Origin of the sequence: Paenibacillus sp. EZ-K15, assembly GCF_002573715.1 — a bacterium.
Classification (GTDB): domain Bacteria; phylum Bacillota; class Bacilli; order Paenibacillales; family Paenibacillaceae; genus Paenibacillus_AQ.
In genome coordinates this window covers 80,302-106,759 of sequence record NZ_PDHM01000009.1, presented here as the reverse complement: position 1 = coordinate 106,759, position 26,458 = coordinate 80,302, and the positions used below count along the sequence as shown (strand labels likewise).

Annotated in this window: 22 protein-coding genes; 6 read left to right on the top strand and 16 right to left on the bottom strand. The window is 52.6% G+C overall.

All coding sequences use genetic code 11. From position 1 onward, the window contains the following. The first annotated feature begins 80 nt into the window (after window positions 1-80). On the top strand, window positions 81-1,949 hold the full coding sequence (locus CRG97_RS06435) for a sensor histidine kinase (protein ID WP_098742293.1): 1,869 nt from the start codon (window positions 81-83) through the stop codon (window positions 1,947-1,949). Continuing rightward, window positions 1,927-2,988, top strand: coding sequence for a response regulator (locus tag CRG97_RS06430; RefSeq protein ID WP_098742292.1), 1,062 nt, complete (start codon window positions 1,927-1,929; stop codon window positions 2,986-2,988). Before CRG97_RS06435 ends, CRG97_RS06430 begins: the two co-directional genes overlap by 23 nt. Window positions 2,989-3,000: 12 nt before the next feature. Here CRG97_RS06430 and CRG97_RS06425 read toward each other — a convergent pair whose 3' ends face one another. Beyond that, entirely contained in the window at window positions 3,001-3,531 is a 531-nt protein-coding gene (locus CRG97_RS06425) for a GrpB family protein (RefSeq protein WP_098742291.1), read from the bottom strand. Between the two features lie 182 nt (window positions 3,532-3,713). Beyond that, window positions 3,714-4,259: an NAD(P)H-dependent oxidoreductase gene (locus tag CRG97_RS06420; protein WP_098742290.1), complete on the bottom strand. Its 546-nt coding sequence runs from the start codon at window positions 4,257-4,259 to the stop codon at window positions 3,714-3,716. A 243-nt stretch (window positions 4,260-4,502) separates the two neighbouring features. On the opposite strand from CRG97_RS06420, the gene CRG97_RS06415 reads away from it, so the two are divergent. From CRG97_RS06415 to CRG97_RS06400, 4 genes are all read left to right on the top strand, one after another. Then, the gene (locus tag CRG97_RS06415) at window positions 4,503-4,889 is read left to right on the top strand and encodes a winged helix-turn-helix transcriptional regulator (protein WP_098742289.1); all 387 of its coding nucleotides are present in this window, start codon (window positions 4,503-4,505) and stop codon (window positions 4,887-4,889) included. 451 nt (window positions 4,890-5,340) lie between these two features. After that, window positions 5,341-5,886: a PadR family transcriptional regulator gene (locus CRG97_RS06410; protein ID WP_098742288.1), complete on the top strand. Its 546-nt coding sequence runs from the start codon at window positions 5,341-5,343 to the stop codon at window positions 5,884-5,886. Between the two features lie 48 nt (window positions 5,887-5,934). After that, complete coding sequence (locus tag CRG97_RS06405; RefSeq protein ID WP_098742287.1) at window positions 5,935-7,086, top strand: MFS transporter; 1,152 nt, start codon at window positions 5,935-5,937, stop codon at window positions 7,084-7,086. A 219-nt stretch (window positions 7,087-7,305) separates the two neighbouring features. Further along, entirely contained in the window at window positions 7,306-7,932 is a 627-nt protein-coding gene (locus CRG97_RS06400) for a DUF3298 and DUF4163 domain-containing protein (protein WP_098742286.1), read from the top strand. Window positions 7,933-8,044: 112 nt separating this feature from the next. On the opposite strand, the gene htpG is transcribed toward CRG97_RS06400, so the two are convergent. The 14 genes from htpG to CRG97_RS06330 all read right to left on the bottom strand — a co-directional run bounded on the left by htpG (window position 8,045) and on the right by CRG97_RS06330 (window position 26,411). After that, entirely contained in the window at window positions 8,045-9,922 is a 1,878-nt protein-coding gene (gene htpG / locus CRG97_RS06395) for a molecular chaperone HtpG (protein WP_098742285.1), read from the bottom strand. 249 nt (window positions 9,923-10,171) lie between these two features. Next, window positions 10,172-11,413: an MFS transporter gene (locus CRG97_RS06390; protein ID WP_098742284.1), complete on the bottom strand. Its 1,242-nt coding sequence runs from the start codon at window positions 11,411-11,413 to the stop codon at window positions 10,172-10,174. A gap of 53 nt (window positions 11,414-11,466) precedes the next feature. Next, on the bottom strand, window positions 11,467-14,565 hold the full coding sequence (locus CRG97_RS06385) for a glycoside hydrolase family 2 TIM barrel-domain containing protein (RefSeq protein WP_098742283.1): 3,099 nt from the start codon (window positions 14,563-14,565) through the stop codon (window positions 11,467-11,469). A gap of 148 nt (window positions 14,566-14,713) precedes the next feature. Continuing rightward, window positions 14,714-15,526, bottom strand: coding sequence for a carbohydrate ABC transporter permease (locus CRG97_RS06380; protein WP_098742282.1), 813 nt, complete (start codon window positions 15,524-15,526; stop codon window positions 14,714-14,716). Then, the gene (locus CRG97_RS06375) at window positions 15,523-16,530 is read right to left on the bottom strand and encodes a carbohydrate ABC transporter permease (protein ID WP_053489641.1); all 1,008 of its coding nucleotides are present in this window, start codon (window positions 16,528-16,530) and stop codon (window positions 15,523-15,525) included. Before CRG97_RS06375 ends, CRG97_RS06380 begins: the two co-directional genes overlap by 4 nt. A 23-nt stretch (window positions 16,531-16,553) precedes the next feature. Beyond that, the gene (locus CRG97_RS06370; RefSeq protein ID WP_053489642.1) at window positions 16,554-17,831 is read right to left on the bottom strand and encodes an ABC transporter substrate-binding protein; all 1,278 of its coding nucleotides are present in this window, start codon (window positions 17,829-17,831) and stop codon (window positions 16,554-16,556) included. A gap of 141 nt (window positions 17,832-17,972) precedes the next feature. Next, on the bottom strand, window positions 17,973-19,148 hold the full coding sequence (locus CRG97_RS06365; protein ID WP_481856185.1) for a response regulator transcription factor: 1,176 nt from the start codon (window positions 19,146-19,148) through the stop codon (window positions 17,973-17,975). Next, complete coding sequence (locus tag CRG97_RS06360) at window positions 19,126-20,871, bottom strand: cache domain-containing sensor histidine kinase (RefSeq protein WP_098742281.1); 1,746 nt, start codon at window positions 20,869-20,871, stop codon at window positions 19,126-19,128. Before CRG97_RS06360 ends, CRG97_RS06365 begins: the two co-directional genes overlap by 23 nt. Before the next feature lie 213 nt (window positions 20,872-21,084). Then, the gene (locus CRG97_RS06355; protein WP_098742280.1) at window positions 21,085-22,791 is read right to left on the bottom strand and encodes an amylo-alpha-1,6-glucosidase; all 1,707 of its coding nucleotides are present in this window, start codon (window positions 22,789-22,791) and stop codon (window positions 21,085-21,087) included. A gap of 276 nt (window positions 22,792-23,067) precedes the next feature. After that, window positions 23,068-23,760 (bottom strand): YqeB family protein, encoded by a 693-nt coding sequence (locus tag CRG97_RS06350; RefSeq protein WP_053489646.1) that lies wholly within the window; start codon window positions 23,758-23,760, stop codon window positions 23,068-23,070. Further along, window positions 23,735-24,352 carry a TetR/AcrR family transcriptional regulator gene (locus tag CRG97_RS06345; RefSeq protein WP_098742279.1) on the bottom strand — a complete coding sequence of 206 codons (618 nt, stop codon included), beginning with the start codon at window positions 24,350-24,352 and terminating at the stop codon, window positions 23,735-23,737. The genes CRG97_RS06350 and CRG97_RS06345 overlap by 26 nt, the downstream gene beginning before the upstream one ends. A gap of 167 nt (window positions 24,353-24,519) precedes the next feature. Continuing rightward, the gene (locus CRG97_RS06340; protein ID WP_054401000.1) at window positions 24,520-24,717 is read right to left on the bottom strand and encodes a hypothetical protein; all 198 of its coding nucleotides are present in this window, start codon (window positions 24,715-24,717) and stop codon (window positions 24,520-24,522) included. Between the two features lie 21 nt (window positions 24,718-24,738). After that, window positions 24,739-25,947 carry a hypothetical protein gene (locus tag CRG97_RS06335; protein ID WP_098742278.1) on the bottom strand — a complete coding sequence of 403 codons (1,209 nt, stop codon included), beginning with the start codon at window positions 25,945-25,947 and terminating at the stop codon, window positions 24,739-24,741. Beyond that, the gene (locus tag CRG97_RS06330; protein ID WP_098742277.1) at window positions 25,944-26,411 is read right to left on the bottom strand and encodes an RNA polymerase sigma factor; all 468 of its coding nucleotides are present in this window, start codon (window positions 26,409-26,411) and stop codon (window positions 25,944-25,946) included. The genes CRG97_RS06335 and CRG97_RS06330 overlap by 4 nt, the downstream gene beginning before the upstream one ends. Between the last annotated feature and the right edge of the window lie 47 nt (window positions 26,412-26,458).

Sequence of the window (26,458 nt, the reverse complement as noted above, 5' to 3'; positions counted from 1 at the left end):
GTTTTTTATTTACAACTTGTGTTTTTTTGCTACAATGTTCCTTACATTCCCTACTTCAATGCGAGGAAGGCGGAAGAGCGATGAAGATCCAAGGCGTTTCCACAGGTAATCTGACCATTAACCAACGTTTGTTCGTTCTGATCATCCTATTCATTGGCCTCCCCTTCTTTCTGCTCGGCAGCTTCTGGTACCAGTCGTCTACCGAAGCGATTGAACGGTTTGCCGCAGGCGCTAACAAGCGTATCATCGAGCAAACCAACGTCTCGCTGGATTCGTACATATCCAATCTGGAGAATTCTACCTATCCCTTTATCCACAACCCGCAGATCCAGCAATTTCTCTCGACCACCCAGCTTACCCCCTATGCGTACTTTCAGCTTGCCAAAAAAGTGGAGGACGACTTGTTTGCCCAGATGATCTACGGCAGGTCCGATATTATCGGAATCTCGCTCGTCGCTGAGAACAAGAGACAAATCACCGATTACGAAAGCGCGCCGGGGCTGCTCGATATGAGTGAAATCCGCAAACGCAACCGTTCCTTTCAAGCGCAGCTGGATCAATTCAACGATTTTCAAATCATCGGCCTCAGCCGGGTAGGAAACACGCCAGCCCTTACCGTGGCCCGGAAGCTCTATGACAATTCTTCCTTTCTCTATAAAGGCTTATTGATTGTCGATCTCAATCTGAAGCAAATCGGAGCCATCTGCTCTAATGATTCGCTGGGCGGCTTTGACGTCTGGATCATGGGCAAGGATGGGCAGATGATCTACCACCCGGATCCGAGTCGGGTCGGAACCCAAGTCGAACCGGGGCTGTTAACGCATATTCAAAACCGGGACTCCTCCTTCTTCCGGCATCAAGACGCAGCTTCCAGCACCGAAAAGATGGTCCTGCATGAACGCTCGCAGATCACCGGCTGGACGGTCGTCGCCGACCTGCCGCTGAACAATCTCATCGGCGGTTTGATCACCCAGCGTAATTACTCGCTTGCGGCCGCAGCCATTCTCTTGATCATTGCATTGGCGCTTGTGGGCGGATTCTCCTTGTCCTTGACGAGAGCACTATCCATGCTCCAGAAATTGATGGCCCGCGTCGAGCGGGGTGATTTTGTGCTTCCTACCAAAATGAACCGTTTCCGCAACAATGAAATGACCGCCGTATTCCAGAGCTTTTATAGCATGACGGGAGAGCTGAAGCGGCTGATCCGGGAGGTCCAGGATTCCCAACTGAAGGAACGGGAGCTCATGATCAAGCAGAAGGAATCCGAGCTCCGCTCCATGCAGTCCCACATCAACCCGCATTTTTTGTACAATTCACTGGAGATTATTAATTCATATGCCATTGCGGACGATCATATGGAGATAAGTCGCATGACGCGGGCGCTGGCCCATATGTTCCGTTACAATATCGGCCATGCCGGGTCTGTCGTGCCGCTGCGGGAGGAGATGACGCATGTCCAGTATTACCTCGATCTTCAAAGCGCCCGTTTCCGCAGACTCCAGATCGATATGAACGTGAGCGAACAGGACCTGGATCGCGTAAACGCCGTCAGGCTGACACTGCAGCCGATCGTAGAGAATGTGTTCATACACGGATACCGAGGCAAGAAGCCAAGCTACCTTGGAATAAATACCCGTGCGGAGGCGGGCTATTTTGCCATCATGATCCGTGACAAGGGGATTGGCATGACAGCGGAAACGCTGTGGCAGATCAGGCGAATCCTGCAAACCCGAGAGAAGCCGGGTGAAGACATGATGCGTAACGGCGGGGAGGAAACCACCGGCGGCATCGGGCTCTTAAACGTACATCAAAGACTTCAGCTTACCTTCGGTGACGAGTATGGCCTGCACCTTGTGGAGTCCGTGCCCTTGGAAGGCACGATATTTGAGATTAGACTGCCGTATAGTACTAGCGAGGAGGGACACCATGTACCGGTTAATGATGATTGATGACGAATACGCCATTCACTTGAGTTTGCGAAAGCTTGTTGAGAGGTCTGGTCTTCAACTGGTGGTCACCGGAGAAGCCGAAGACGGGGTTGAAGCCCTGCAGATGCTAGAGAACAGCCGGCCTGATATTATCGTGACCGATATTTGCATGCCTGAAATGGATGGACTGGAATTTATCCGCCGTGTCAGGGAATCCCACCCGCAGATGCATTTCATTATCCTGTCGGGCCACGACAACTTCGAGTTTGCACGTCAGGCCCTGCGCTATGGTGCAGCGGATTTCCTGCTAAAGCCCCTCGACCCGGGGCAGTTCCATACAACACTGGAACGTGCCTGCAAGGAGCTGGATAACCGGAAAGCGCGATTCTCCCGGCAAACGGAATGGACGCTTGCGCAGCAGCGCCATAAAGCCAGGCTCGCCCAGCTGCTGTATTCTGCCGATGAGCAGGGAGCATTGGAACAAATCCGCGAGATCATGGCTCTTTTTGAGACGAGGGGACCTGAAGAGGTGAGCTTATCACGATATGCTCATATGCTGATGCAGGATCTGCTGGCTGCGCTTGAAGAACGCGGTTTGCTTCTTGCAATGGATATCGGCGAGGATCAATGGCCGCAGGACAATCCCATGGCCTGCCGCCGTCAAATCGAGGATAAGGTCAAGGAAATGCTGGCGTTGATTAAGGGCTCCCGAAATCTAGGGTCTCGCCACAATATTCAGAAAGCCAAGCGATACATTGAAGAGAATTACGCGATGGAGGATTTGTCCTTACAGGAGGTGGCTGATTCAGTGGGGATGTCGGTCACTTATTTAAGCCGTACCTTCAAGAGCGAAACGAATATGAACTTCGTGAAATACCTGGTACAGGTCCGCATGGAAAAAGCGAGGGAATTGCTGGAGGAGTCTGAGCTTTCCGCCCAGGAAACGGCCTACCGCGTCGGCTTCTCGGACTATGTCCATTTCAGCAAGACGTTCAAAAAATTTCATGGCCTCACCCCTTCCGCTTACCGAAAGCAGTGCAAGGCCATGAATGGAGGATGACTTAGCAGGCGCTTATTCGGATTGCACACCATTCATCCAGGCTTTCGCTCTGGCAAGAAGCTGCTCAACGAACGCATTCTTCTCATCGGAATATCGGAGCAGGGTCCGGGTTCCTTGCGAAAAGATCCGCCGTTTGATCTCACTGTAACGCTCGGCTTCCACGGCATGCGCTCGCAAGTACTCCCGGATCATGATGTTATGATTCCAAATATCGCCACGGTATAACACAATGTGAACATTATAGGCATGCCTACCTCTTTTGCGCAGATATAAACGGCCGGGAATCCCGGCTTCTCCCAAGTCCTCGTAACCCATACCGGTCAGCTTGGGGATGATTTCATTCGTATGCAAAACGTTCTCCACGCCCACCAGAATATCGATGATGGGTTTAGCCGTCATCCCCGGCACCGATGTGCTTCCGAAATGTTCGATAGCAGCTGTATAGGGACCTATCTCCTTAGTTAACTTCTGATGTTCGTCGCTAAACCAATCCGCCCACTGCTTGTCATAGGGCTCCAAATGAATATCTTCATCAATCGTCATAAAGCTTCCTCCTTCCAATTTGGTGCGCATGTGCTTATGAAGCTGCCACGAGCCAAAAGTAGCGGGCCCCCATAAAAGAGCATAAGAACTGCTTCAGGTCATGTCATATATGACTCTATCATGCCCTTAATGGTTTCGGCCGGCAAGAGCCAATCTTCTATCGGTTAACGGAGAAGCGAGCCTCAGTATCGGCTTTCGGCTGCAGGTGCTAGAACCTGATTGGCATATCTGTCGGCCTCCGCCTGGAGGGTTTCATCGCTTACCCGCTCCACGTTATAGGTCGCGAAGGCCGGCAAATAACGGACTTTACACCGGTCCAACGTGGCTTGAATCGGGCGCAGCAGCTCACTGACGGTGTACCAATTGTCCCCACCTGCCTGATACTCCTGTTCCGTGCCTGCTGCCGTCGTGGCCAGCATAAACTCCTTGCCCTTCAGACTGTTGCCTTCCGGTCCGAACGCCCAGCCGAAGGTCAGCACGTCATCGAACCATTTCTTCAACAGTGGCGGGCAGCTATACCAGTAAAACGGGAACTGGAACACCACCCGATCATACTGAAGAAGAAGCTTCTGCTCGCGCTCGATATCGATATTCCAGTCCGGATACTCCTTGTAAAGATCCCGGATATCTACATTTCCATTCGCATACAGCCTGCTGTTCTGCATCAGCACTCGATTCGCACGCGAGTTGTCTAAATTCGGGTGAGCCACAATCACCATGATTTTCATATTCAGGTCTCTCCTGTCTCATTTGGTTTGTTTGACACCCCCATTATGTTTCGGATCCGTTTCGTTGAAAAGTACGCTCTTTTTATGTACTTAGTCGGTTTTAGCGTACCTATTCATCCCATGCATAGTACGATAAAACGTACTAAGTACGAATAAGAATAGTACTGGGTTTAAACTGAATACTGTGCTACATTACTAACATCACATGAACAAAAACCGACACTTCCTATGGGAGATGAGAATATGAGAACAAGCGATCATGAACGGCCTAACACCGAAGGCATCCTGACAACGCTGCAATTAATCGGAGGCAAGTGGAAACCGCTGATTCTGTTTATACTACTGCAGGACGGAACCAAACGGTTCGGGGAGCTCCGGCGTCTGCTTCCGGGCGTGACCCAAGGCATGCTCACAAATCAGCTCCGCGAACTGGAACAGGATGGGCTGGTCGTACGCAAGGTATATCAGGAGATTCCGCCCAAGGTAGAGTATTCCATCTCGGAGCACGGAAAGAGCTTGGGCAGCGTTCTGACCGACATGTGCACCTGGGGGTTTCTACATTTGGATTATGTCGAGAAGAACAACGGACAACAAGGTGAAAGTCAAGGGAAAAACGCAGGCGGACTGTAAAGTAAGAAGTAAAACCCTTAAGGCTTATGCTGGGCACTGCCCACCTATACGAACGAATGCATTTACTCCTTGTTGGCACAACGGATTCGTGCCTGCCAAACACCTCATGTTACAGTTGGCTTCCTCCTCCCTCTTCGCATTCTTCCAGCCGATACCTACTCGGATTGGCTTCATTTGTTAGGTCCCCTCTATCTTGGTATTTCTAATCGTGATCAGCTTTTTAAAAGACTCCGTTTTAAGCCGCTAATCCATCCTTCCTATTTTTTGTGTCTGACGCAGTTTAAATGTATCGCCACTTGCTTCTCTTCACCTATGCATATCTAAACAAATGTCAGCCAACGGTTGACGATAGTTTGAAAATCGATTGCAGAAATTCACTTCCAGGTATTGCATAATTATGTCGATACGATATATATTTATATCGTATCGACATATTGTTGGAGGCGCTCATATGTATGAAATTTTTGTGTTGGGTGAATTGATGACCGGGGATAAACACGGCTATATGCTTCAAGAAATATTAAAAAATGCAGGTGGTCCTTACCGTCAGATTAGTTCCGGAACGTTATATCCCCTGCTCTCACGGATGGTGGATCACGAGTGGATCCATCTTCGTCTGGACGAATCCGGCGGAGGCAAACGCCCCCGCAAAATCTACGGGATCACCGATTCCGGACGGAAGAAGTTTCTTGAACTCATGGAGAACCCCCTGGAATACAACATGGATACGGAGCAGATATTCCATTTTAAAATGGTCTATTTCCGGTATGTTCCGAAGAAGGTTCGACTCGATTGTCTAGAGCAGTATTTGATTTATCTGGAGACCAACCTGAAACATGTGACGGACTTTGAAGCGGAGATCACGTTTTATAAACCTGATCCTGAGAAACAGCGGCTTCAATTGCTGCGGGTACTCGATCACCGGAAGCAGATAGGAATAACGAATATCGAGTGGATCCGGAAAGAAATATCGGCTGTTAAGTCCGAAGAAGACTAGAGTTCAGACGTTTTTGCATTGGGGAATTGGAAATAAGGAGGGAACGAAATGGAACGTTTATGGACGAAACCGTTTATTCAAATGACGATCGGGATGTTATTTCTGTTTACGGGCTTCTATCTGTTGCTGCCTACGCTTCCGCTGTATATCAAGCATTTAGGCGGCTCCGAAACCCAGGTGGGCTTGGCGGCCGGTGCGTTCACGCTGACGGCTGTGGTCTTTCGCCCGATGGTCGGGGGACTGGTGGATCGGTACGGCAGAAGAGCATTTTACATTTGGGGTCTTATCTTCTTTGTTCTTTCGATGTATCTCTACGATTGGGTTGGCAGCATTCTGCTTCTGCTTGCGCTGCGGATCTTGCACGGAGCGAGTTGGGCTTTCTCGACAACCTCCATCGGAACGGTCATTACGGATTTAATCCCGACCTCCCGCCGCGGGGAAGGCATGGGCTGGTACGGTATGGCGATGACGGTTGCGATGGCCATCGGCCCCATGCTGGGTACTTTTATCGTCAGCGGGTATTCGTTTCAGACGTTGTTTCTTGTCGCTACCGGGCTCTCTCTGATTGCCTTCATACTGGCCTACATGACCAGAGCACCTTATCAAGCCAAACCCTCGGCAGGGCGAATTCAGTTAGTCGAGAAATCCGTTCTCCCTGTCACGGTCGCAATCTTTTTCCTGGCTGTCGCTTACGGGGGAATCACGACCTTCCTCCCGCTGTTTGCCGAGTCCATCCGGGTCAATCCGGGAACCTTTTTCCTGGTGTACGCCGTCGCTCTTACCTTGATCAGGCCCTTTGCCGGGAAGCTGTCGGACCGTTTCGGCGAAGCGGCTGTCATCATTCCGTCCCTTGTCGTGACGGCGGCGGCTCTGGTCGTCTTAAGTATGTCAAAGGGATTGCCCGGGCTGATTACGGCCGCCATTCTATACGGCATCGGCTTCGGCTCGGCCCAGCCCGCGCTTCAAGCAGCGACCCTGCGCATTGCTCCGGAGAACCGGAGAGGCGCAGCCAATGCCTCGTTCATGACGGCATTCGATCTCGGTATCGGACTTGGCGCCATTATACTCGGCTTGGTTTCCGAGCGTATCGGCTATACGTATTTGTTCACGGTTACGGCAGCATCGGTAGTCGTTTCCTTAGTCATATTCACGATCTTTGTGAGAAGGTTGCTTACGTCTGGCGTTACAGACAAGGAGTGAAGGCTAGCTGATTTACAACAAACACGCCCGCTGCCTTGGACTACTGCTGTCGCATTGGAGCGTTCTGCCTGCCCGGGACCCTTCTGGCGAGTCGGGGTGACCGAGTCACTAAAGCTCCAAGTCTCAAGTCAAGTCTCCACGACCCTCCAGCTTCGTAACCTCTGCGCCCACTTCGGAATAGCCTAACGTATCTGATGTTAGATTGGAGCGATTGTACGCATGGCGCAATATGTACCCCCGGTAAGTATCCATACCTTTACGCATACGGCACCCGGTCTCGTGATTCATTATCCGCAGGTATACGGCCTTATGAATCCGGGGGCGGAAGAAGCCATCAACCGGGCCATTATTCTTCAAATCCAGGAAATGCAGCGTGAACAGCAGCAGGTTCAGACCGGCACCAACCCGCAAACGACGGGCACCTTTGAGATCAAAACGAACGAGCGCGGCATTCTTAGCCTCGTGCTGACGAACTACACCTATTCCGAGCATATGGCGCACGGGTATACGGTGACGAAAGGCCTGACCTTTACGACGGCCACCGGAAAATCCTATGCCTTATCCGATTTGTTCCTCCCAGGCTCCAACTATCAAGCCGTCTTGGCTGCCGAAGTGAACCGTCAGATCAAGGAACGCGGCATTCCCGTGCTGGAGAACAGTCCGGTTGCCGTTTCGCCGAATCAGGACTTCTATCTGGCGGATAAGTCACTGGTGATCTTCTATCCGCTATATGCCATCACCCCATACTATGTCGGCTTTCCGATGTTCCCAATATCGGTGTACGACCTTCTAGGCTTTGCGCCCGAGAACGGACTGTTATCGGATCTCGCCGCCGACGTAGTGTAACGATCTACATCGCACTCAGATTAGATGTACAAAAAAACAAACCCGATTCCCTGGTTCCTTACACCAGAGTTTCGGGTTTGTTTGTTATTATCTTATAATCCAGCTGCGCCGGTTACACCATGATTTTGCAAATATCGTTCGTGAATTCCACCGGATCGGCAATCGGCAAGCCTTCGATCAGCAGCGCCTGATTGTACAGCAGATTCGTGTAAAGCTTCAGCTTATCCTGATCCGCTTGCAATGCCTTCAGGGATTTGTATACCTCATGGTTCGTGTTGATCTCCAGCACCTTGTCGGCTTGGATATCCTGTCCGTTCGGCATTGCCTTCAGGATTTTCTCCATCTCGATCGAGACATCGCCTTCCGTGGATAGGCATACCGGATGAGATTTCAGTCGTTTGGAGGCTTTAACGGATTTCACTTTTCCGGCCAAGAAGCTGCCCATGGCTTCAAAGAGTTCCTTGTTGTCGCTCTCTTCGGCTTCATTCTCCTGTTTGTCGGCCTCGGAATCGATGCCGAGATCCCCGCTAGATACCGATTTGAATTCCTTCTCCTTGTATTTCATGAGCATCTTGATTGCAAACTCATCAACATCATCGGTGAAGTACAGGATTTCATAACCTTTATCGAGCACCATTTCCGTCTGCGGGAGCTTCTCGATCCGGTCGATGGAATCACCGGAAGCATAATAAATATACTTCTGATCCTCCGGCATTCTCGATACGTACTCATCCAGCGAGACCAGCTTCTTCTCCTTGGAGGAAGTGAACAGGAGCAGATCCTGAAGATCTTCCTTGTTCATGCCGTAATCGTTATAGACGCCGAATTTCAGGCCTCTGCCGAAGGATGCAAAGAACTTCTCATAGTTGTCTCGTTCGTCCTTCATCATGCCCTGCAGCGCGCTTTTCACTTTGCTCTTGATGTTCTTCGCGATCAGTGTCAACTGACGGTCATGCTGGAGCATCTCGCGGGAGATGTTCAGCGACAGATCCTCGGAATCGACCATCCCTTTCACGAAGCTGAAGTAGTCCGGCAGGAGGTCGCCGCATTTGTCCATGATCAGGACGCCGTTGGAATAGAGTTCAAGCCCTTTCTCGTATTCCTTGGTGTAATAATCGAATGGCGTATTCTCGGGAATGAACAAAATCGCGTTGTATACAACAGCGCCGTCCGCTTTGACATGAATGTGCTTGAGCGGTTTATCGAAGCCGTACCGCTTCTCATTGTAGAAATTCTCGTAATCCGCGTCGGTCAGCTCGCTTTTATTCTTGCGCCAGATCGGCACCATGCTGTTAATCGTCTGCTCTTCCTGAACTTCTTCGAACTCATTCTCGGCAGCATCTGAAGGACGCTGCGTTTTCACGTCCATCTTGATCGGATAGCGGATGAAGTCCGAGTACTTCTTGATGATCGCTCTTAGACGATATTCTTCCAAATACTCGTCATACTGATCGTCTTCCGTGTTCTCTTTGATCTTCAGCACGATCTCGGTTCCGACGGAATCCTTCTCGGCCGGCATAATGGTATATCCATCCGCGCCTTCGGATTCCCACTTGTATGCTTCGTCGCTGCCGAGGGCTCTGCTGGTCACGGTAACGACATCGGCAACCATGAAAGCCGAGTAGAAGCCTACGCCGAACTGACCGATAATGTTGTGGCCGTCCTTCGCTTCGTTCTCACTCTTGAATGCAAGGGAACCGCTCTTCGCGATGATGCCGAGGTTGTTCTCGAGGTCTTCCTTTGTCATCCCGATCCCCGTGTCGGTAATGGTCAGCGTACGGTTTGCTTTATCTGCGGTAATCTTAACGTAGTAATCTTCTTTGTTAAAGGTCAAGTTGTCGTCAGTCAGCGCTTTATAGTAAATCTTGTCAATCGCGTCGCTGGCATTTGAAATCAGCTCACGCAGAAAAATTTCACGCTGCGTATAGATGGAGTTGATCATCATCTCGAGCAGCCGTTTGGACTCAGCTTTAAACTGTTTTTTCGCCATGAAAAAATCTCCCTTCCAATCTGAACGAGGTTTCTTTTAGCACTCTTTACAGCAGAGTGCTAACACTTCTTCTATTTAAACATGTACCAATTTTTGATGTCAATATGTTTAAAGACTTTCTCTGGAACAAATACGGGTTCAGCCTGAAGTGATGAAGCTGACGATGTAAGATGAATATGAAAGGAGCATGCTGCAATCAGCAAAAAGGCCGCCTAAAAGGGAATACCCCTTTTAGACGGCCCTTCACATTCACGGCTCGATACCGCTGTTTAATCTCTTGGATAAGACAGGACGAATCCACCATACGTAATACAGGCCGCATAGGAGCAGCACGCCGGCCGTGGCCAGAAAGGGAAGCCGATAATCCTGCCGGGCCAGGATCAGTCCGGCAACAAAGGTTGCCCCGGACGAGCCTAAACTCCGAAATACCGACCGCATGCCGGCATACAGATTACGTTCCTTCTCATTGAAAGCCGACATCAGCAGACTGTCCAGCAGATTGGACAGCATGGTCACGCCACCGCCCCGCAGCAGAAACAGCCCGACAAACAGCCATACGGGGAGAATCATGTATAGAGCGGCAAACAGCAGCATATTAACGATAAATACCGAGATAATGGCCGTGTTATAACCGAACCGCTCCATGACGTACGGCGTCATCAATGAGCATATAAACAGAAGGATCGCGCCGATGGCAAGAATTAAAGATACCTGGTCATCCATCCAATCCAGGCGGAACTTCACGATGACGTTCAAGAATGAGCCAGTCATGGCAATACAGCCGCCGAGCAGCGCCGTAAACACGGCGAACAGCCATAAGGTCCCGGACGACAGAGGCCCCGTTAACCTGGATATTCCCTTAGAAGATGAAGCCGTCGGCGCTTCCTCATCCAAGTCCCTGCGCTCAGAAGGCAGCCAGAATGCCCGGATAATGCCGTGAAGCACAAGCACCAGCCCGGTCAGCAGAAGTGACACTTCATAGCCCCTGCTTCCTTCAAATCCCTTCGAGATATATCCGGCAGCCAGCGTTCCGAGACCCGTGAAAGCCGTAAAGACGGCAAACATCAAGGAAAATGCACGGGCCTCCTCCTTACGGGAACGGCAATAATGGAAGAGAAGCTGAATCTCCGTCGTCTCCACAAGCGTCAAGCCGGTAGACACCAATATTTGAGCGGCATAGAACCACAGCAAATCATCGCTGACGGCAAACAGCACATTGCCTGCGGCGATAAAGAATACGCCGGTAACCAGCAGTTTTTTCCTTCCGGTCCGGTTAGCGAGGAGAGATACCGGAATGGCGAACACGCCCATGATCAGAATGCCCATCGACACCAACGCGCCGATTTCGTCCTCCCTTAGCCCCCGAAAAAGCAGATGCAGATTCAGGACGAGTGTATAGAGGCCGATTCCAATGCCGTAGAAGGCCTCGCTTATAAGGAAGCGGCGCACCCCCGTAGACAGCTGCAGCAGGTCTTTGATGTAAAAGGACATGTTATTCCCCTTCTCCAGAAAATCCGATCACGATCTGAAATGAAATCAGTCGGTTACTTGTATAATTCCGCTTCCGAGCGCATCCGCCGGCTCAACCTTACCGGATCGGTATCCTCGGCAGCGTAAGCCTTAAGGAGAATGCGGAACGAGAACGGCTCCGGCTTAATCGAATGCTCCGGAGACTGTGCCGGACCGCAGCTGTTGCTGCCTAGTCCGTTCTGCCGGTAATCCAGATTCAGCGTAACGAAGCTGCGTGGAACAAGGTCGCTGGCATGCGCCGCGGTCTCCACATCCTGGTCGGTGTACCGGCTCGCACTGAAATTCAGGACAGGATCGCCAACGGCGAGGAGCCCCAATCCATCCCCATCCGCGAGCGAGATCCAGCGGACATCCGATCGGTTCCCGTTCTCCTGCGGATAGATATAAGGCGTAAACAACCCGTCCACAGTGCTGCGATATTCCCCGAACCGTCCCGCTTCCAGGCTGTCCGGGTAGCTTTCCCCAGGTCCTCTGCCGTACCACCGGACATGTTCCATGTCTCCCGCGACTTGCATTTGCAATCCGATTTTCGGCAGCATGGCGGGTGGTGTGCCGATCGGCTCACCCTTCACGTCCATGATCATCAGGCCGCTGGAAGTGATCGTATAGGTCGTTTCGCAGCGGAAGCCCCAATCATATACCGGTGGCGCAATCCGGGAAATCCGCCGTACCTCCACGCTGTCTTGGTCCAGTCGCTTCCATTCGAAATGATCGATCCGCTCGGAGAGTCGATCCAGATGGGCCTTGCGCCAATCCGGAAGCACGTACATATCATTATCAATTGGCGGACGCCAGAAATTCAGCGCCGGTCCGCCAAGCGTGATTCTTTTGCCATGCAGGAATAAGCTCTCAAATCCGGAATGAAGCGAACCGAGTGACAGCTGAAAGCTGCCATTCCCCACCTTAAGCTTGTGCTTCTCCTCGGTGAGCTGTAGTGGTCCCCGCCGCAATGCTGCCGTTTGCTCGAATTCAGGCTTGGACGATTCCCGCAGCAGAAACTGGGACCACGCCACCTCATGTCCCCGTTCCGCCCAGCGGCAGTCAGCAGCCAGCGAGAGGGATACCTCAAGCCACAGCTCGGCATAAGGACTCACGCCTATTGTCGCCTGCTCCAAAACCTCCTGGAGGCTTAACTCCGCGATTGTGCCTGCATCGATGCGGGGAAGCTCCAGCGCTCCGCTATGGACAAGCTGTCCATCGGCCAACACCCGGTAATGGGCCACCAGATCATCCAGCGAAATGAAATCATAGCGGTTCATCATGTGCAGCAGACCCTGATTTGGCATCGTCATACGGACAGGTTCAATGACCTTTTTGTATTCCAAGAGTCCGGGTGAAGGTGTCCGGTCCGGGCGGACCAAACCGTCGATAACAAAATTGCTGTTGTTTGGCACATCGCCATAATCGCCGCCGTATGCGTAATCCATCCTGCCGTCCGGCGTCCTTCTGCTCAGCCCATGATCGATCCATTCCCACACGAAACCGCCCGCCAGGCGGGGATGCGCCTCAAAGGTATCGAAGTAGGGGCGAAGGCCGCCGGGACCGTTGCCCATCGCATGCGCGAATTCGCACAGAATATGCGGCTTGGGATGATCGGTCATTTTGCCGAAGCCTTCCATCTTCTCGACGGAGGAATACATGGTGCTCACCACGTCGCACACCTCGGCTTCGCGGTCCTCCTCGTAATGGATCAGCCTCGTTGGATCAAACTCCCGGCACCAGTCCGCCATTGCACGGAAATTGCAGCCGAAGCCGGATTCGTTGCCGAGGGACCAGAACAGCACGGACGGATGGTTCTTATCCCGTTCCACCATTCGGCGGACACGGTCCACATAGGCTTCCTTCCAATCCGGATCATCGCTCAGGCGGGAAATGTTGCCTAGCGGCTCGAAGCCGTGGGTCTCCAGATCCGTCTCTTCCATCACGTACAGCCCATACACGTCACACAGCTCGTAGAACCGGGGATCATTCGGGTAATGAGCGGTTCGGACGGCATTGATGTTGTGCTGCTTCATCAAACGGATGTCCTCGAGCATCGTGGACAGGGTGACGGTTCGGCCCGTATTCGGATGATGGTCATGGCGGTTGACGCCTTTAAGCAGGATCGCCTTGCCATTTACCAGGAGCTGTCCGTCCTTCACTTCAATGGTGCGGAATCCGACGCGCTGCGCCACCGTCTCGAGCGTCCCCCCTTGAGCATCCTGCAACATGATTACCAAGTGGTACAGCGCCGGGGACTCGGCACTCCATAAATCCGGACCGGCTACCTCGATCTCAAAGTCCTCCACGGCGGAGTGCGGGACATCCTTCCCCGCTGACCCTACTTCCACTCCGGCTCCGTTCAACAACCGCAACTGGACGGAGCCGTGCTCTCTTCCTTCCAGTTCCAAACGCACGTTCAGCTTGGCATTCAGATACTCCGCATCCAGATCGGTCGTTACGCGGAAGTCGTTGATGCGAAGCGCCGACGGCTCGGCTACCAGATACACATCCCGGAAAATGCCGCTCATCCACCACATGTCCTGATCTTCCAGATAACTTCCATCGGACCACTGGTATACCCGAACCGATATCTTGTTTACGCCGGCTTTTACATAAGGCGTCAGATCGAACTCGGAGGTCAGCCGGCTTCCCTGGCTATAGCCGATAAACGACCCGTTTAGCCACACATGAAACGCACTGTCCACCCCGTCGAATTTGACGCAAATCTTTCTGCCGTCCCAATGCTCCGGAAGCTCGAACTCGCGTACGTAACTTCCGGTCGGATTCGCGTTTGGCACATGCGGCGGATCCACAGGGAACGGATAGTACAGGTCCGTGTAATGCGGATGCCCGTAGCCCTGCAGCTGCCAGTGTCCCGGAACCGGGAGGTCATCCCAGGCCGATACATCGTAATCCTCTTCATAAAATGCTTCAGGAGCAGTCTCCGGCTCCTCGGCATAGTGGAATTTCCACACCCCGTTCAGCGATTGATACCAGGCCGAACTGCCTCTGTCATAACTTAACGCTCCGTCCGCATCCGCGAACGGAATGAAATAGGCCCGGCTTTTCGCCCGGTTTCGTTCCAGCACATTTAGGTCATCCCAGTCGCGGCCGATACGATGGTCTTTCATATATCTCTCCATCCTTTCCCAAGCAGTCTAGGCTTCTAGAGGTAGTTCAAAAAGTCATCTCTCCATGACTTTTTGAACACGCACTTCTATGTTCTGATGCTGTTTCATGCTTCATATCATCGTGGATGCATTTATCCCCGGCACCCATTTACCCCTTGATCCCCGTCGTGGCAATGCCGCCAACGATATAACGCTGCGCAAAGAAAAATACGGCCAGCGGCGGGATCGAGATCAGGCAGGTGATCGCCATAATGGATTGCATATCGACGCCGTGCATGCCCTTGAACTGGGATAACCCCAGCGTCAGAGTATATTTCGTCTGATCATTCAGGAAGATGAGCGGACCCAGATAATCGTTCCAGCAGCTCATCATATGGAACACGGCCACCAGAATGAGTGAGGGACCCATCAGCGGCACGATGATCCGCAGCAGAACCGTCATTTTGCCCGCCCCGTCAATCGTTGCCGCTTCATCCAGCTCCTTCGGCAAAGTCATGATGAACTGGCGCAGCAGGAAAATGAAATAAGCGGAACCAAACCAGGACGGTACGATGAGCGGTTTGAGCGTATTGATCCAGCCCAGGTAGTTGAATTCCATATACTGTGGAATCATCGTCACTTCCCACGGAATCATCATGGTGGCAAGCACGATCAGAAATAGCGCATCCCGTCCCTTGAACTGAAACCGGGCGAACCCGTATGCCACCAGCGTGCACGATATGAGCTGCCCGAGCGTCGACAGCAGCGTCACGATCAGCGTATTTTTCAAAAACAGGTTAAACGGCTGAATGCTCCAGGCTTCCACAAAATTACTGAATCTCCACACGGAAGGTAACCATTTTGGAGGAAACAGATACAGCTCCTGCTGCGACTTCAGTGCTGTCGTGATCGCCCAGAAGAGCGGCGCAATGAACAGCAGGGAGCACAAGATGAGCAGTGTGTACGTGATTACTTTTTTCATGCGGAACGCCCCTCTCTGCCGGCAGGTACGCCTGCTTTGTTACGCTTTGGCTTCGCCTTCTCCTTCTTCATCTCGCCCTCATAGAACACCCAGGCTTCCGAAGACTTGAACACGAGGAACGTCAGCGTCAGCACGATCAGGAACATGAACCAGGCATTGGCTGCGGAATAACCCATCTTGAAATACTTGAACGCATTCTCGTACATGTACATCGCATAGAAAAACGTCGACTTCAGCGGGCCACCGCCCGTAAGCAGAAGCGCTAGCGTCAATTGCTGGAAGGCCGCAATGATGGACGTAATCAGGTTAAACAGCAGGGTCGGCGTGATCATCGGGATGGTCACATTGAAGAACTGCCTGATCTTGCCCGCTCCATCTATCGAGGCCGACTCATACAGGTCCTTCGGAATGCCTTTGAGACCCGCCAGAAAAATAAGCATCATCGAGCCCTGTCCCCACAGGCTTGCAATAACCATGGCGACCAAGGACCACTTCGTATCGTTCAGCCAGTCCGGGCCTTCGATGCCGACAAGCGATAAGAAAAAATTCAGGATCCCGTAATCCCCGCTGTACACCCAAGACCAGATCATGGCGAGGGCTACGCCGGAAATGACCGACGGCAGGTAGAAGGCGGTGCGGAAGAACGCGCTCCCTTTTACCTTTTGATTCAGCAGCATGGCGAGCCCTAAGGCTACAATGATGTTTAGCGGCACGAACAAAGCCGCGAACTTTAACGTAACCATCAGCGATTTCCAGAACAACGGATCGTTCGAGAACATCTCCACATAGTTGTCGATGCCGACAAAGGTCACTTGGCCTACGATCGGCCAATCAAAAAACGAAATAACGAGGGAAAACAGCAGCGGACCAAGCGTAAAAACCAGGAATCCGAATATCCATGGAAAAATGAAGAGGTAGGGCACGGCCCCACCCCAACGTTTTGGTCCAAGTCGCTTCGGGGCCGCTGTCTGCTGTTGTGAGTAAGGCACTTCAGTATGGGCCATATTCGCGAACCTTCTTTCTTCGTTTATTTCAAATAGCGTTCGCTATCCTTCACCGCCTGGTTCAGAACCTCCTGGGCATCGCTGCCAAACATGACGGATTCCACGGCTGCCGACAGCTGGCGGTTCACTTCGTTCCATTTCGGATTCAGCAGGAAGGCCGGCGTATTGTCCGAACGCTCCAGCATCGTGTAATACGGCTTGTAGAGCGGATCCTGATCCTTCTTCAGCTCGTTCACCACGCTGACCCGGACCGGAAGGTCGGCCACGCGCATTTTGATCGCTTCATCCGATACGTAGAACTTGATGAACTCCCACGCCAGATCCTTGTTCTTGGAATCCTTCGCTATGGATAGCGCGGACTCGGCCAATACGCCCTTTACAGGCTTGCCCTCGAAGGCCGGCATTTCCACCGTACCCACGTCGATTCCAGCTTCCCTGAAGGATTCCAGCGGCCAGATACCGCTCTCCCACATGGCGATTTTGCCGGCTTTGAAAATATCCTCCCCGCTCTGCTGCCCTTTGCCTCCGGTTAGGACGGCTGAGCCGTTCTTGAGCATATCGCCCAGCATCTGAATGGCTTCCGCCGTTTCCTTGCTGTTCATGTAGCCTTCAATCGTTGTGCCGTCCTCGGAAATGAAGGAACCGCCGTTGCTCCATACGAACCCTTGCAGGTCATACGTATCGTTCTCGGCTCGTACGCCGAAGCCATACTGCTTCTTGGATTTATCCGTCAGCTTCTGGGCGTTCTCCTGGAATTCCGTCCATGTCCATCCATCGCTCGGATAGGCGATGCCCGCATCATCGAACATCTTCTTGTTGTAGTACACCACCCGGGTCGTAAAGCCCGCCGGGATTCCGTACAGCTGATTATCGATCTTGCCGTAGTTAAACAATCCTTGGTAAAAATCATCGATATTCAAATCCTCGTCCTTGGACGCGTAGCCGTCCAGCGGCTCCAGGGACTGGTGATACGTCGGAAAATCCCACATATACATCACGTCCGGCGGATTGGCTGCGCCAAAACCGGCGGCCAGCTTCTGATCAAATCCGTCGGCATAAGCCTCCACCTGCACCTTCGTGCCGGGATGCGATTCCTCGAACTTCTTGGCGATCTCCTGCTCGATCTTCAGCGCATCTCCCGTATCCCAGGTAGCGAAGCGAAGCGTTGTCGCCGCGCCTGATGCATTGCCGTCCGGCTCCTTCGATGCTCCGGTCCCGCCGCTGCCGCCGCATGCGGCCAGCAAGGATGCCATTAACGTCATAACCGAAACCAACGCGATCCATGACATTTTCTTTTTCATATTGTCAGCTCCCCTAAAGTATTGAGTTGATATGAATTGAACCGCTTTCATCATAACTCGGATGAAAGCGGTTCAAAACGTGCGCTGATTCGCAGATGATCGTATTTTTGTTCGAACTTTCGTTCTCGGGTGTTCATTTGTTTACAATGATTCCCCTTTTTGTTCGGCACGGTATTGGCTTGGCGTCTGACCTGTGCAGCGCTTGAACCATTTGCTGAAATATTTGCTGTCGCCAAGCCCGGTCTTCTCGGCGATCTCCTGCATCGTTAAGGAGGTTTCGCGCAGCAGGCCATAGGCGAGGCGGAGCTTGCGTTTATATTGGAATGTGATGAAGCTGTCGCCAACCGTTTTCTTGAACAGGATCGAAAAATGGCTGCGGCTCAGCCCCACCTTCTGGGCCAGCTCCGCTGCCGACCACTCGTCCGCGGGATGTTCATGCAGGAGATGGACCGCGTGCAGAATCGGCTCAGGCCACTGCTCCCCGCTAAGACCGTACACCCGTTCCAGCTCGGCTTCCTTATGCAAGGATTGAAAAGCTGCCTGCACATCCTCCGAATCGTGAAGACATTCCCGCGAATTCCATGCGAGCTTCCCGCACCGGCTCTTGATCTCCACCAGCAAGCTGTCAGCCGCTCCCTTAAACTCCTCCGGTACGGCCCAATAGCAGCTGTCCGCGCCGTAGTGAATCAGCTTGCTGCAGCGCAAACCCGGCTCGTCGGAGCCCTGCTCCTGAAGCAGCCCCTCCCAATTGCTGCTGCAGCCCGCCGTCTTGATCAGATAGAGGGAGATGGGCCTGCCCTCCCCCTGCCCCACACGGCTGCAGAGCTGCCGGAGTTCTCCCGGGAATCGATCGCTATGACCGTTCAGCCAAGCAAACAGGTGAGCGGAAACCTGCTCTGCCAGCTCGTACCCGTAGGACGGCGTATCGGACAGCTCACGCTGGAATTTTCCCAGCATCGCTTCGAGTTCTTCGTCCTCGAAGGCGGTTTTCAGCAGATATCCCGAGGCGCCAAGCCGCATCCCCTCTTGGGCATACTCGAAATCCCGGTGGCAGCTGAGCAGAATGATTCGGGTTTCCGGCGCGACCTCCTTCACCTTGCGCGACAGCTCGATTCCATCCATCTCCGGCATGACGATATCCGTAATGACGACCTGCGGGCGAAACTCCAGAAACGCCTCCCAAGCCGCCTGACCGTTGGGGCTGTCCGCCACAACCTCCATCCCGAATCGGTCCCACGGCACCGTGGAGCGGAGTCCCTTACGCACAATGCTCTCATCGTCGGCAATCATCACCTTAATGTACCCTGCTTTCATCATCGAAAGACTCCTCCTTTTTCGGCCAGCGTATGGTGATCGTTGTTCCTTCTCCCTTAATCGAATGTACCTTCAGTCCGTATAGCGGACCAAAATGCAGCTTAAATTTCTGATCGGCGTTCCGCACGCCAAGCCCGCCGCGTCCCTTCCGCTTCATCTCCGGCGAGAATAACTGAGCGAGCTTCTCCTCCTTGATGCCGGCCCCGTTATCGCGAAGCGTAAGCACCAGCTCGTCATGATCCTCCTCGACCTTGACATGTATCTCTCCCTGACCATCGGTGAAGGCATGGAAAAAAATGTTTTCAAACAGCGGCTGAAGCGTCATCCGTGGAATCAAATAAGGCAGAAACGCCTCATCGCAATCCAGCTCATAACGGAACACCTCGCCGTACCTGATCTCCTGGATTTTCAAAAAGTGACCGATCATGCGCAGCTCCCTGTTCAACGTGACCAGCTCCTGCGAGATATCCAAATTCCCCTCCAGCACCATCGTCAGATGATACAGCATCTGACGGATGTCCTCCGCGCCTTCCAGCCTGGCTTTCCACTGGATGGAGTTGAGTGTATTGAACAGCAGATGGGGGTTGATCTGATAATGGAATGCGCGCAGCTCCGCCTCTTTTTTCAGCCGCTCGCTCTGCTCCACTTCGCCAATCAGTGTCTGCACGCCCGTAACCATCCGGTTAAAACTCATGTCGAGACTGCCCAGTTCATCCCTGCCCTCGATTGGCGTACGGGTATCCAGCTTGCCAAAGCTCACCTTCTGCATCGAGTCCTTCAAGGTCCGAATTCGTGAGGTGAACCGGGAGGAGAACAGATAAGCAATGCCAAAAGCGAGCAAGCAGGAGACAATGGCAACAACCATCGTGTTCGCCCGGATAACGCCCGAGGATTGATAGAAAGCCTTGGCGGGAACTCTGGCTTCCATGGTCCATTGGTTGACGCCAAGCGTCCGGGACCAGGTCACATCGTTGTCATGGGGCGTATACGGAGCATCCGTCTCATACACGACCGTGCCGTCCGGCGATGTAATGAGCAGGTGGGCGTGCGTGTCGGCCTCGAACTTGGCATAACTGCGCAGCAGTTCCTCGGCACTCTCCTCAATGAGGATGATGCTGCCGTCCTGAGCCTTATCCGGGTGGTGGATCGGTACGGCGAGCCCGATGACCGGCACGTTATCGCTATCACTGCTCTTAATGGAATGATCCTGTTTGTAAAAACCGAGCCAATAAGTCCCGGCATAGGCCTTCGGCCTTGTGCTCCACATCGGGATATTGCCGAGTTTATTCACATCCAGATTGTTCTCCCCATAGTAATAGCCGGAGGTCGTAATGATATAAATTCCCGCTGTCAGCTGCGTCCGAAGAGACTTCAATAACGATTCGAAGTCGTTCTTCTCCATAATGTCGCCGTATGTGGATGGCGTCCCGGCTCCGATCCCCGAATGGCTCGGGTCCAGTAAATAGGAATAAATCGTTTCCGCCGTCTGCTTCATCCGCCCTAATGCCGAACTGGTCTGCTGCTCCAGCTGCGCTACGGCATTATCGCCGTATTTGCCGAACTGGGAGTTAATCACTTTAGCGGATTGATAATAGGAAAGTCCGCCAAGCGAGAACAGCGGAATCAGGGTGACGATTAAAAAACAAGTAAGCAGCTTCGTTCGTATACTGTGATAGGTGCCGGTGAACAGCCGGCCCACTCGATCTTTGATCCCCTGAAGATTCATGGTTACTCTCCCCGTTGTCGTATCGTATCGTGAACCTTTCCGTCCAACTCGTTGGTCATGCGGCAGGACTGCTAATCCGCCCGTGATACCGCTTTCATTATAAACCCGAACAAAGGGCTTGTAATTAGGCGGCAACTGGAAACGGAGAGGAAACGGAAAAAGCACCTCCCCCGCAAGGCAAAATGCCCGGGAAGAAGTGTTTGTCCGTCATCGTTATAAGGTGTATTCATGTCCAAGAATCAAAAATACGCTGGAGGTCCAGGTGAACGCTCGATCGCGAAGCCCCGCTCCGGTCAGGGCATCAAAATTCTCGGCCATGCCGCTGAGACTAACCATCCGGCAGTACCGCTGCGCAATCTCCGTCGCCAGCTCCATATCGCCTGCTGCTGCCACCCCTTCGACCAGCAGCATCGTGGAAGGAGCCCAGATCGGCCCGCGCCAATATCCGTCCGCCTTATAATAGCGGCTGCTTACGCTCTCGGTAGCCCAGCCGTTGCTTGTCAGGAATCGGCTTTCATCCCGAAGTCCTTCCAGTAGAGCCTTGCGAATAAACTCGGGAAGGCGTCTTCCCAGCAGGATGGGAACGAACAGCAGCAAGCTGTCTCCCTCGGATATTTCATGCGTTCCCGAACGGCAGGCCGTGAACCGGCCATCCCTCCAGAAGTGTCGAATCATGCGGTCCAACGTATCGTCCGCTCTCCGTCTCCATTGGCTCGACTCCTCGGACAGGCCGAGCAAGCCTGCGATTTCGGCCAGCGTCTCCATCTGAATAATGAGATAGGCGGCAAGATCAGGACTCTCGACGGGAATGCCGTTATTGAACGCCGTGCTGTTGTCCCAGCCTGAATCGTTGCCGTGGTTATACTGGGGAATGCCGTCGCCGTCATGGTCCCGGTGCGTGAACCACCACTCCGTCCATTTCGATAATGGGCCATAGACCTCGCGCAACTGGGTCTCCTTAATGAAATCGGTCCGACGCATCATCCAGGCCAGTGTCCAGCCGTGAATCGGCGGCTTGTTGCAATTCCAAAGCTCGTATTTATCGTTCACGAAGTCCGGGATCAGGCCGCTCTCATCCTGCCGGTCAAAAAAGATCATGAACTGATCCCAAGCCAGCTCCGGCTGATGCCGCACAAGGGCCATCGCGTTAAAGCAGTTGTCCCAGCTCCAGATATTGGTCATCCAATTCTTGGACATATACATGGCTGGGCGGGTCAGACAGCCTTCGGCCGGAACCACGCAGGACCAGGTGATATAGGCCGCGAGCTCCCTTGCTTCCTGCCACCGCTCAGAGACGATAAGGGTGTTGTTCAGCCATGCGGCATAATCTTCCCGGACGCTATGAACCGCCTCATCGAAGGACTCCCATTCCTTGCGTGGGGTCATGACGGTCATGAACTCCTCTACCGCAAATTCCGCCATATTGGTTAATGCGTCCACGGAGAAATCGGCGGTCACCCGCGAGCTCTTGATCTCGTTCCATTCGACCTCCATGCCCATCTGGCCTGCAAGCCGGGTCAGCATGAAGCGGCAGCCATGCGTGAAGCTGTTCACCTCCCAGCTGTCCGGATGGGTCTCATAGGCGTAATCATACGCTGCTGGAAAAAAGGTAAGCCGGATGCCGCAGCCTTCCGAACGGAATCGGACGGTCCGGGAGTCCGATAAACAAATGTCCGCATGGCCCTCCGAATCGGAGGCCGTTAGCCTGATTTGGTCTGGTGATGCCATAGGTTCAAACGGAACCGGCTCGCTCTGCCGGTTTAGCAGCTCTATCAGAAACGCCTCGCCAAACTTGTCATCTCCTCCGCGGACGGTTCGCAGGTAAAGTCCTGGTCTGCGGTCCTTTGCCGCGGGCAGGAGGGAAATTGCCAAGAAAGACTCTCTTCGGCTGAAAGGTACGATATTCAGATCAAAATTCATAAGACATCTCCTTCGCTGAGGTATCGCTTTCATTGTAAAACTTCTCATGGGAAGAGAGGACTGCCGGATGTCTTGCCAAAAGAGGGATATTGTTTGCCGCAGGCTCGCTTGAGCGAGAGAGGTGTCATTTTGTTCGATCAGAGGGGGAATAAATGTTATGGAAAACAACAGCGACGTGAAGACCCTATAAAAAACCGCCGATGATCGCGGCATCGGCGGTAGGCGTGATGAGTGTGTAGCGTATGATCGGAACAATTACAACTGCTTCTAAGGCCGTTATGGCCGCTGGCCGTGCTGCCGCCAATACTGTCTTTTTCCCTCATCCCGCACCGTAATTCCCAGCTTCGATAGTTCCCTGCGCAGATCGGCTGCATCCTCTTTTTCCTCGTTCTCCATCGCCTTCTCCCGTGCCAGGAAGAGCGCGTTCAGGCTGGGCGTCAGTTCCGGCGAATCGGCAACCCATCGGACATAATGATCGGCGAACGGATCGCGTTCTCTCCAGGAGTAACCGTGCCGCTTGAAGGCTTCGGCCACGGCATCCCGCTTGGCTTCGGGTTTCTCCCGATAGAGTTCCTGCCCCTCCGTGCCCAGCAGGACCAGCTGCTTGCCATCCAGAAAGACCGCAGAAACCTCGTCTCTCGTAAACGTTTGTTCGGCATCATGCATGCGGAGTCTGATCTCTTGATCCGACAGGCGAACGGCAAGGCTTTCTTTAATGGCAATGTGGGAGAGTACCATGCCCGCAAGCAAGCCCAGAATAGCGGTTACGATGACGACCCAAGGTCCCTGTATGGATGCGATTAACTCCAGCGGTCCTTGAAAAGGCACCCAGGCGAGGCCCGTTGCCCATTCCGCGATTGCAGGTATAAACCAGCCGACCACCGCACCTAATAACGGCGGTACCGCCCAAATCAGGATCCGGTCAGAAGCCGATAATCCAAGGTCACTGTATTCCATCCCGTGATTCAAGTATATCCGCTCCTTTCCTGAGGGTACTGTTCACCGCTTCCCTCCATATCGCTTGGTAATCCAATCGAATATCCATCATGATATAACTCGTGATATTATCAATGACCAGTGCCAAAACATACGCTTTGGAATCTGCATTCTGCCGCTCAATGATCCCGAAGTCTGCTCCTAACCGCATCAGTTCCCGAAAGCCGTCCAGGAACGATTGCTGCATGGCTATCACCCGCTGGCCGTAATTGGCACTCCGGTTTGCGGTCAGCATGAACTCATTCAATAGGCGCATGACCGGCACAAAAGCCTCTTCCTCCTCCGGAAACATGCGCAATCCCCCTTGGTACAGCTTCTCTGCGAAGTTATGCTCGTTCATTTCGGTCAGGGAGAAATAATGATCGAAATGATAATCGCTGAACATATAATCAAAGACGCGCTCCACCAGTTCATCCTTGGATGCAAAATGGTAGTAGATCGACGGTTTCGTAATACCCACCTCGCCGGCAATCATCGCAAGGCTGGTCTTCTCTATGCCATGGGATGCAAACAATCCGATGGCGGCCTCAACGATTTGCTGCGAGGTTAAATCTTTCTTTTTCACGATGTCATCCGCTCCTTTTTTACCTACCGATAGGTAGAATTTTAAACTGGATGATGACAGGTGTCAATATTTTTTAACTATCGGTAGGCATAAAACTAAAAATCGCCGATGCTTACCGCATCGACGATTCGTATAGATTCGTTTGGTGCCTTAACCGGCTCAACCGATTAGAGCATTCTTCTTCCCATCATGATGATGGTTTCAAGCAGCGACTTCCACTTTCCATCGACTGTACGTGCAGTCGTTGCGGTGTTGGCCGCTTGATTGCGTTTAGAGCGCAATTTCGTTGCCATCCTGCATCGTTCCAATTCCTGACGGAGATCGCGAACATGCTGTTTGGCAATATCTTCATTATTGATATTCATGGTTTCATTCCTCATTTCTTTTTATAGCGACAACATTCCGACATTACCAATACCTGCAAGCGCCTCTTCCGTCCCCTTCACTATGATACTTCCATTGTTTACCCGAAGGTAAGGGTACAAAATGCCTTTAATTCTTTTTTCCCCTACAACGACTTCGCCGAAAAGATCCAGGGAGGACAGCGAAGCCTTAATGTCTTCCTCTGTCACGTCATCGTCAAAGGTCAGCGTCCCGTCAACGATAAAGCTAGCCGGCTGCCCCAAAGCCAGCAGCTGATCCCTCGACCAGGTCTCCTCACCGTTGATGAAAACAAACAACCGCTCATAACTTACGATCTCCGTGTTCAGGTTGGGACAGCGCTCCCAGACCAGATCCTCGATCTCCTCGCTGCAAATGATGAACGAAGTCGACTGTATCTCTGACAAGGCCTGGCTGAAGGCATCCCGGGTGACGTCCGCCTCGAGAATGAGCGGCTTATTCGTGTAGAGCTTATGGTCTTTAAAGCGCCGAGCGGTTCTCGCGTTTAGCCTTACGGGTTTGGTTACATATTCGAAGCCTGCCGGGATCACCTCGACCAAGCCGTTTATCGTTTTCAATTTTTCGTAAAAATAGGAAGATTGATGTTCATGAATAACCGCCTTGCCGTTAACGCGGAGACTTTCAATTCGGGCCGTGAACTGCTCCATATCCAGCTCCTTATCCAACTGAACTATGCCGTTCAACACCAGCTCCATGGGCTCGTTGCTGGAGGCCAGGTACGCATTATTCAATTGAACCTTCCCGGACTCGAACCTGGGCTCGTATTGATACGCGTGTATTTCCGCACTGGCTCCTCCCGCTTTGATCAACGCAGCGGTAACAGCTCCGGCCAGATGCCTGGGAGCATAAACCTGGCCGTTGACCACCAGATGCAGCGTACCGTTCTGGAATACTTCAAGAGATACTTCTTTATCGATAATGACCGTGCCGTTAACGAACACGCGGTCCGGCTGCTCCAGAAGCTGAAAATATTCCTCGTCCAATCGCAGCGTGCCGCTGTAATAACGGTGCCCCTCCGGAATTTCAAGCGTCTTGCCGATATTGCCTGCATTTTTCAACAGCGTGAGCAGGTGTGCCGTCTCTGCCCGGTAGATCACAAGTCCCACGTTTCCGATCCGTTCGATGCTTGTTACGGTTTCCTCCGTTGCCTGCGTAAGATCCAGCATCCCTACGTTCTCAATCATTCTGCTCATTTCATATCTTCCTCCCATAGTTTTCTCAATTTTTTGATGGCGGTTTGCAATTTGTACCGAATGGTGGCTGCTGGCATACCCAGCTGCTCACCGATTTCCTGACTGGACATCCCGAGCCAAAAGCGCTTAAACACGATATCGCTCTGCGATTGCGGCAAACGGGCGAGCCATTCCGTCATTTCTATATTGCGGCTTGAAACGGGGAACTCGGCGACGTCCAGATCATCCTCCCACGATACAAGCCGCTTCTCCCGGCGGCTAATATCGATCATGCGATTTTTGACGACTCTGAAGAACCAGGCCTTTTGCTTGTGAAGGGGCAGAACTGCCAGGTTCGGTTCCTTGATGGCTTTCATAAAGGCATCCTGGACCAGATCATCCGCTTCGTAAGCATGCTTGGCGATAGATCTGACATAACGCTGGACATCGTCCTTCAGGTTTTCATAGAGATCACATACTTCCATTAGCCAACCTCTCACTTTTCGTTTTGTCTTTTCTGTTAATATAACGT

What these genes read in the sequence shown, in the direction of transcription:
- CRG97_RS06435 (WP_098742293.1), top strand. Translation starts at nt 81, where the DNA reads ATGAAGATCCAAGGCGTTTCCACAGGTAATCTGACCATTAACCAACGT.
- CRG97_RS06430 (WP_098742292.1), top strand. Translation starts at nt 1,927, where the DNA reads ATGTACCGGTTAATGATGATTGATGACGAATACGCCATTCACTTGAGT.
- CRG97_RS06425 (WP_098742291.1), bottom strand. Translation starts at nt 3,531, where the DNA reads ATGACGATTGATGAAGATATTCATTTGGAGCCCTATGACAAGCAGTGG.
- CRG97_RS06420 (WP_098742290.1), bottom strand. Translation starts at nt 4,259, where the DNA reads ATGAAAATCATGGTGATTGTGGCTCACCCGAATTTAGACAACTCGCGT.
- CRG97_RS06415 (WP_098742289.1), top strand. Translation starts at nt 4,503, where the DNA reads ATGAGAACAAGCGATCATGAACGGCCTAACACCGAAGGCATCCTGACA.
- CRG97_RS06410 (WP_098742288.1), top strand. Translation starts at nt 5,341, where the DNA reads ATGTATGAAATTTTTGTGTTGGGTGAATTGATGACCGGGGATAAACAC.
- CRG97_RS06405 (WP_098742287.1), top strand. Translation starts at nt 5,935, where the DNA reads ATGGAACGTTTATGGACGAAACCGTTTATTCAAATGACGATCGGGATG.
- CRG97_RS06400 (WP_098742286.1), top strand. Translation starts at nt 7,306, where the DNA reads ATGGCGCAATATGTACCCCCGGTAAGTATCCATACCTTTACGCATACG.
- htpG (WP_098742285.1), bottom strand. Translation starts at nt 9,922, where the DNA reads ATGGCGAAAAAACAGTTTAAAGCTGAGTCCAAACGGCTGCTCGAGATG.
- CRG97_RS06390 (WP_098742284.1), bottom strand. Translation starts at nt 11,413, where the DNA reads ATGTCCTTTTACATCAAAGACCTGCTGCAGCTGTCTACGGGGGTGCGC.
- CRG97_RS06385 (WP_098742283.1), bottom strand. Translation starts at nt 14,565, where the DNA reads ATGAAAGACCATCGTATCGGCCGCGACTGGGATGACCTAAATGTGCTG.
- CRG97_RS06380 (WP_098742282.1), bottom strand. Translation starts at nt 15,526, where the DNA reads ATGAAAAAAGTAATCACGTACACACTGCTCATCTTGTGCTCCCTGCTG.
- CRG97_RS06375 (WP_053489641.1), bottom strand. Translation starts at nt 16,530, where the DNA reads ATGGCCCATACTGAAGTGCCTTACTCACAACAGCAGACAGCGGCCCCG.
- CRG97_RS06370 (WP_053489642.1), bottom strand. Translation starts at nt 17,831, where the DNA reads ATGAAAAAGAAAATGTCATGGATCGCGTTGGTTTCGGTTATGACGTTA.
- CRG97_RS06365 (WP_481856185.1), bottom strand. Translation starts at nt 19,148, where the DNA reads ATGATGAAAGCAGGGTACATTAAGGTGATGATTGCCGACGATGAGAGC.
- CRG97_RS06360 (WP_098742281.1), bottom strand. Translation starts at nt 20,871, where the DNA reads ATGAATCTTCAGGGGATCAAAGATCGAGTGGGCCGGCTGTTCACCGGC.
- CRG97_RS06355 (WP_098742280.1), bottom strand. Translation starts at nt 22,791, where the DNA reads ATGAATTTTGATCTGAATATCGTACCTTTCAGCCGAAGAGAGTCTTTC.
- CRG97_RS06340 (WP_054401000.1), bottom strand. Translation starts at nt 24,717, where the DNA reads ATGAATATCAATAATGAAGATATTGCCAAACAGCATGTTCGCGATCTC.
- CRG97_RS06335 (WP_098742278.1), bottom strand. Translation starts at nt 25,947, where the DNA reads ATGAGCAGAATGATTGAGAACGTAGGGATGCTGGATCTTACGCAGGCA.
- CRG97_RS06330 (WP_098742277.1), bottom strand. Translation starts at nt 26,411, where the DNA reads ATGGAAGTATGTGATCTCTATGAAAACCTGAAGGACGATGTCCAGCGT.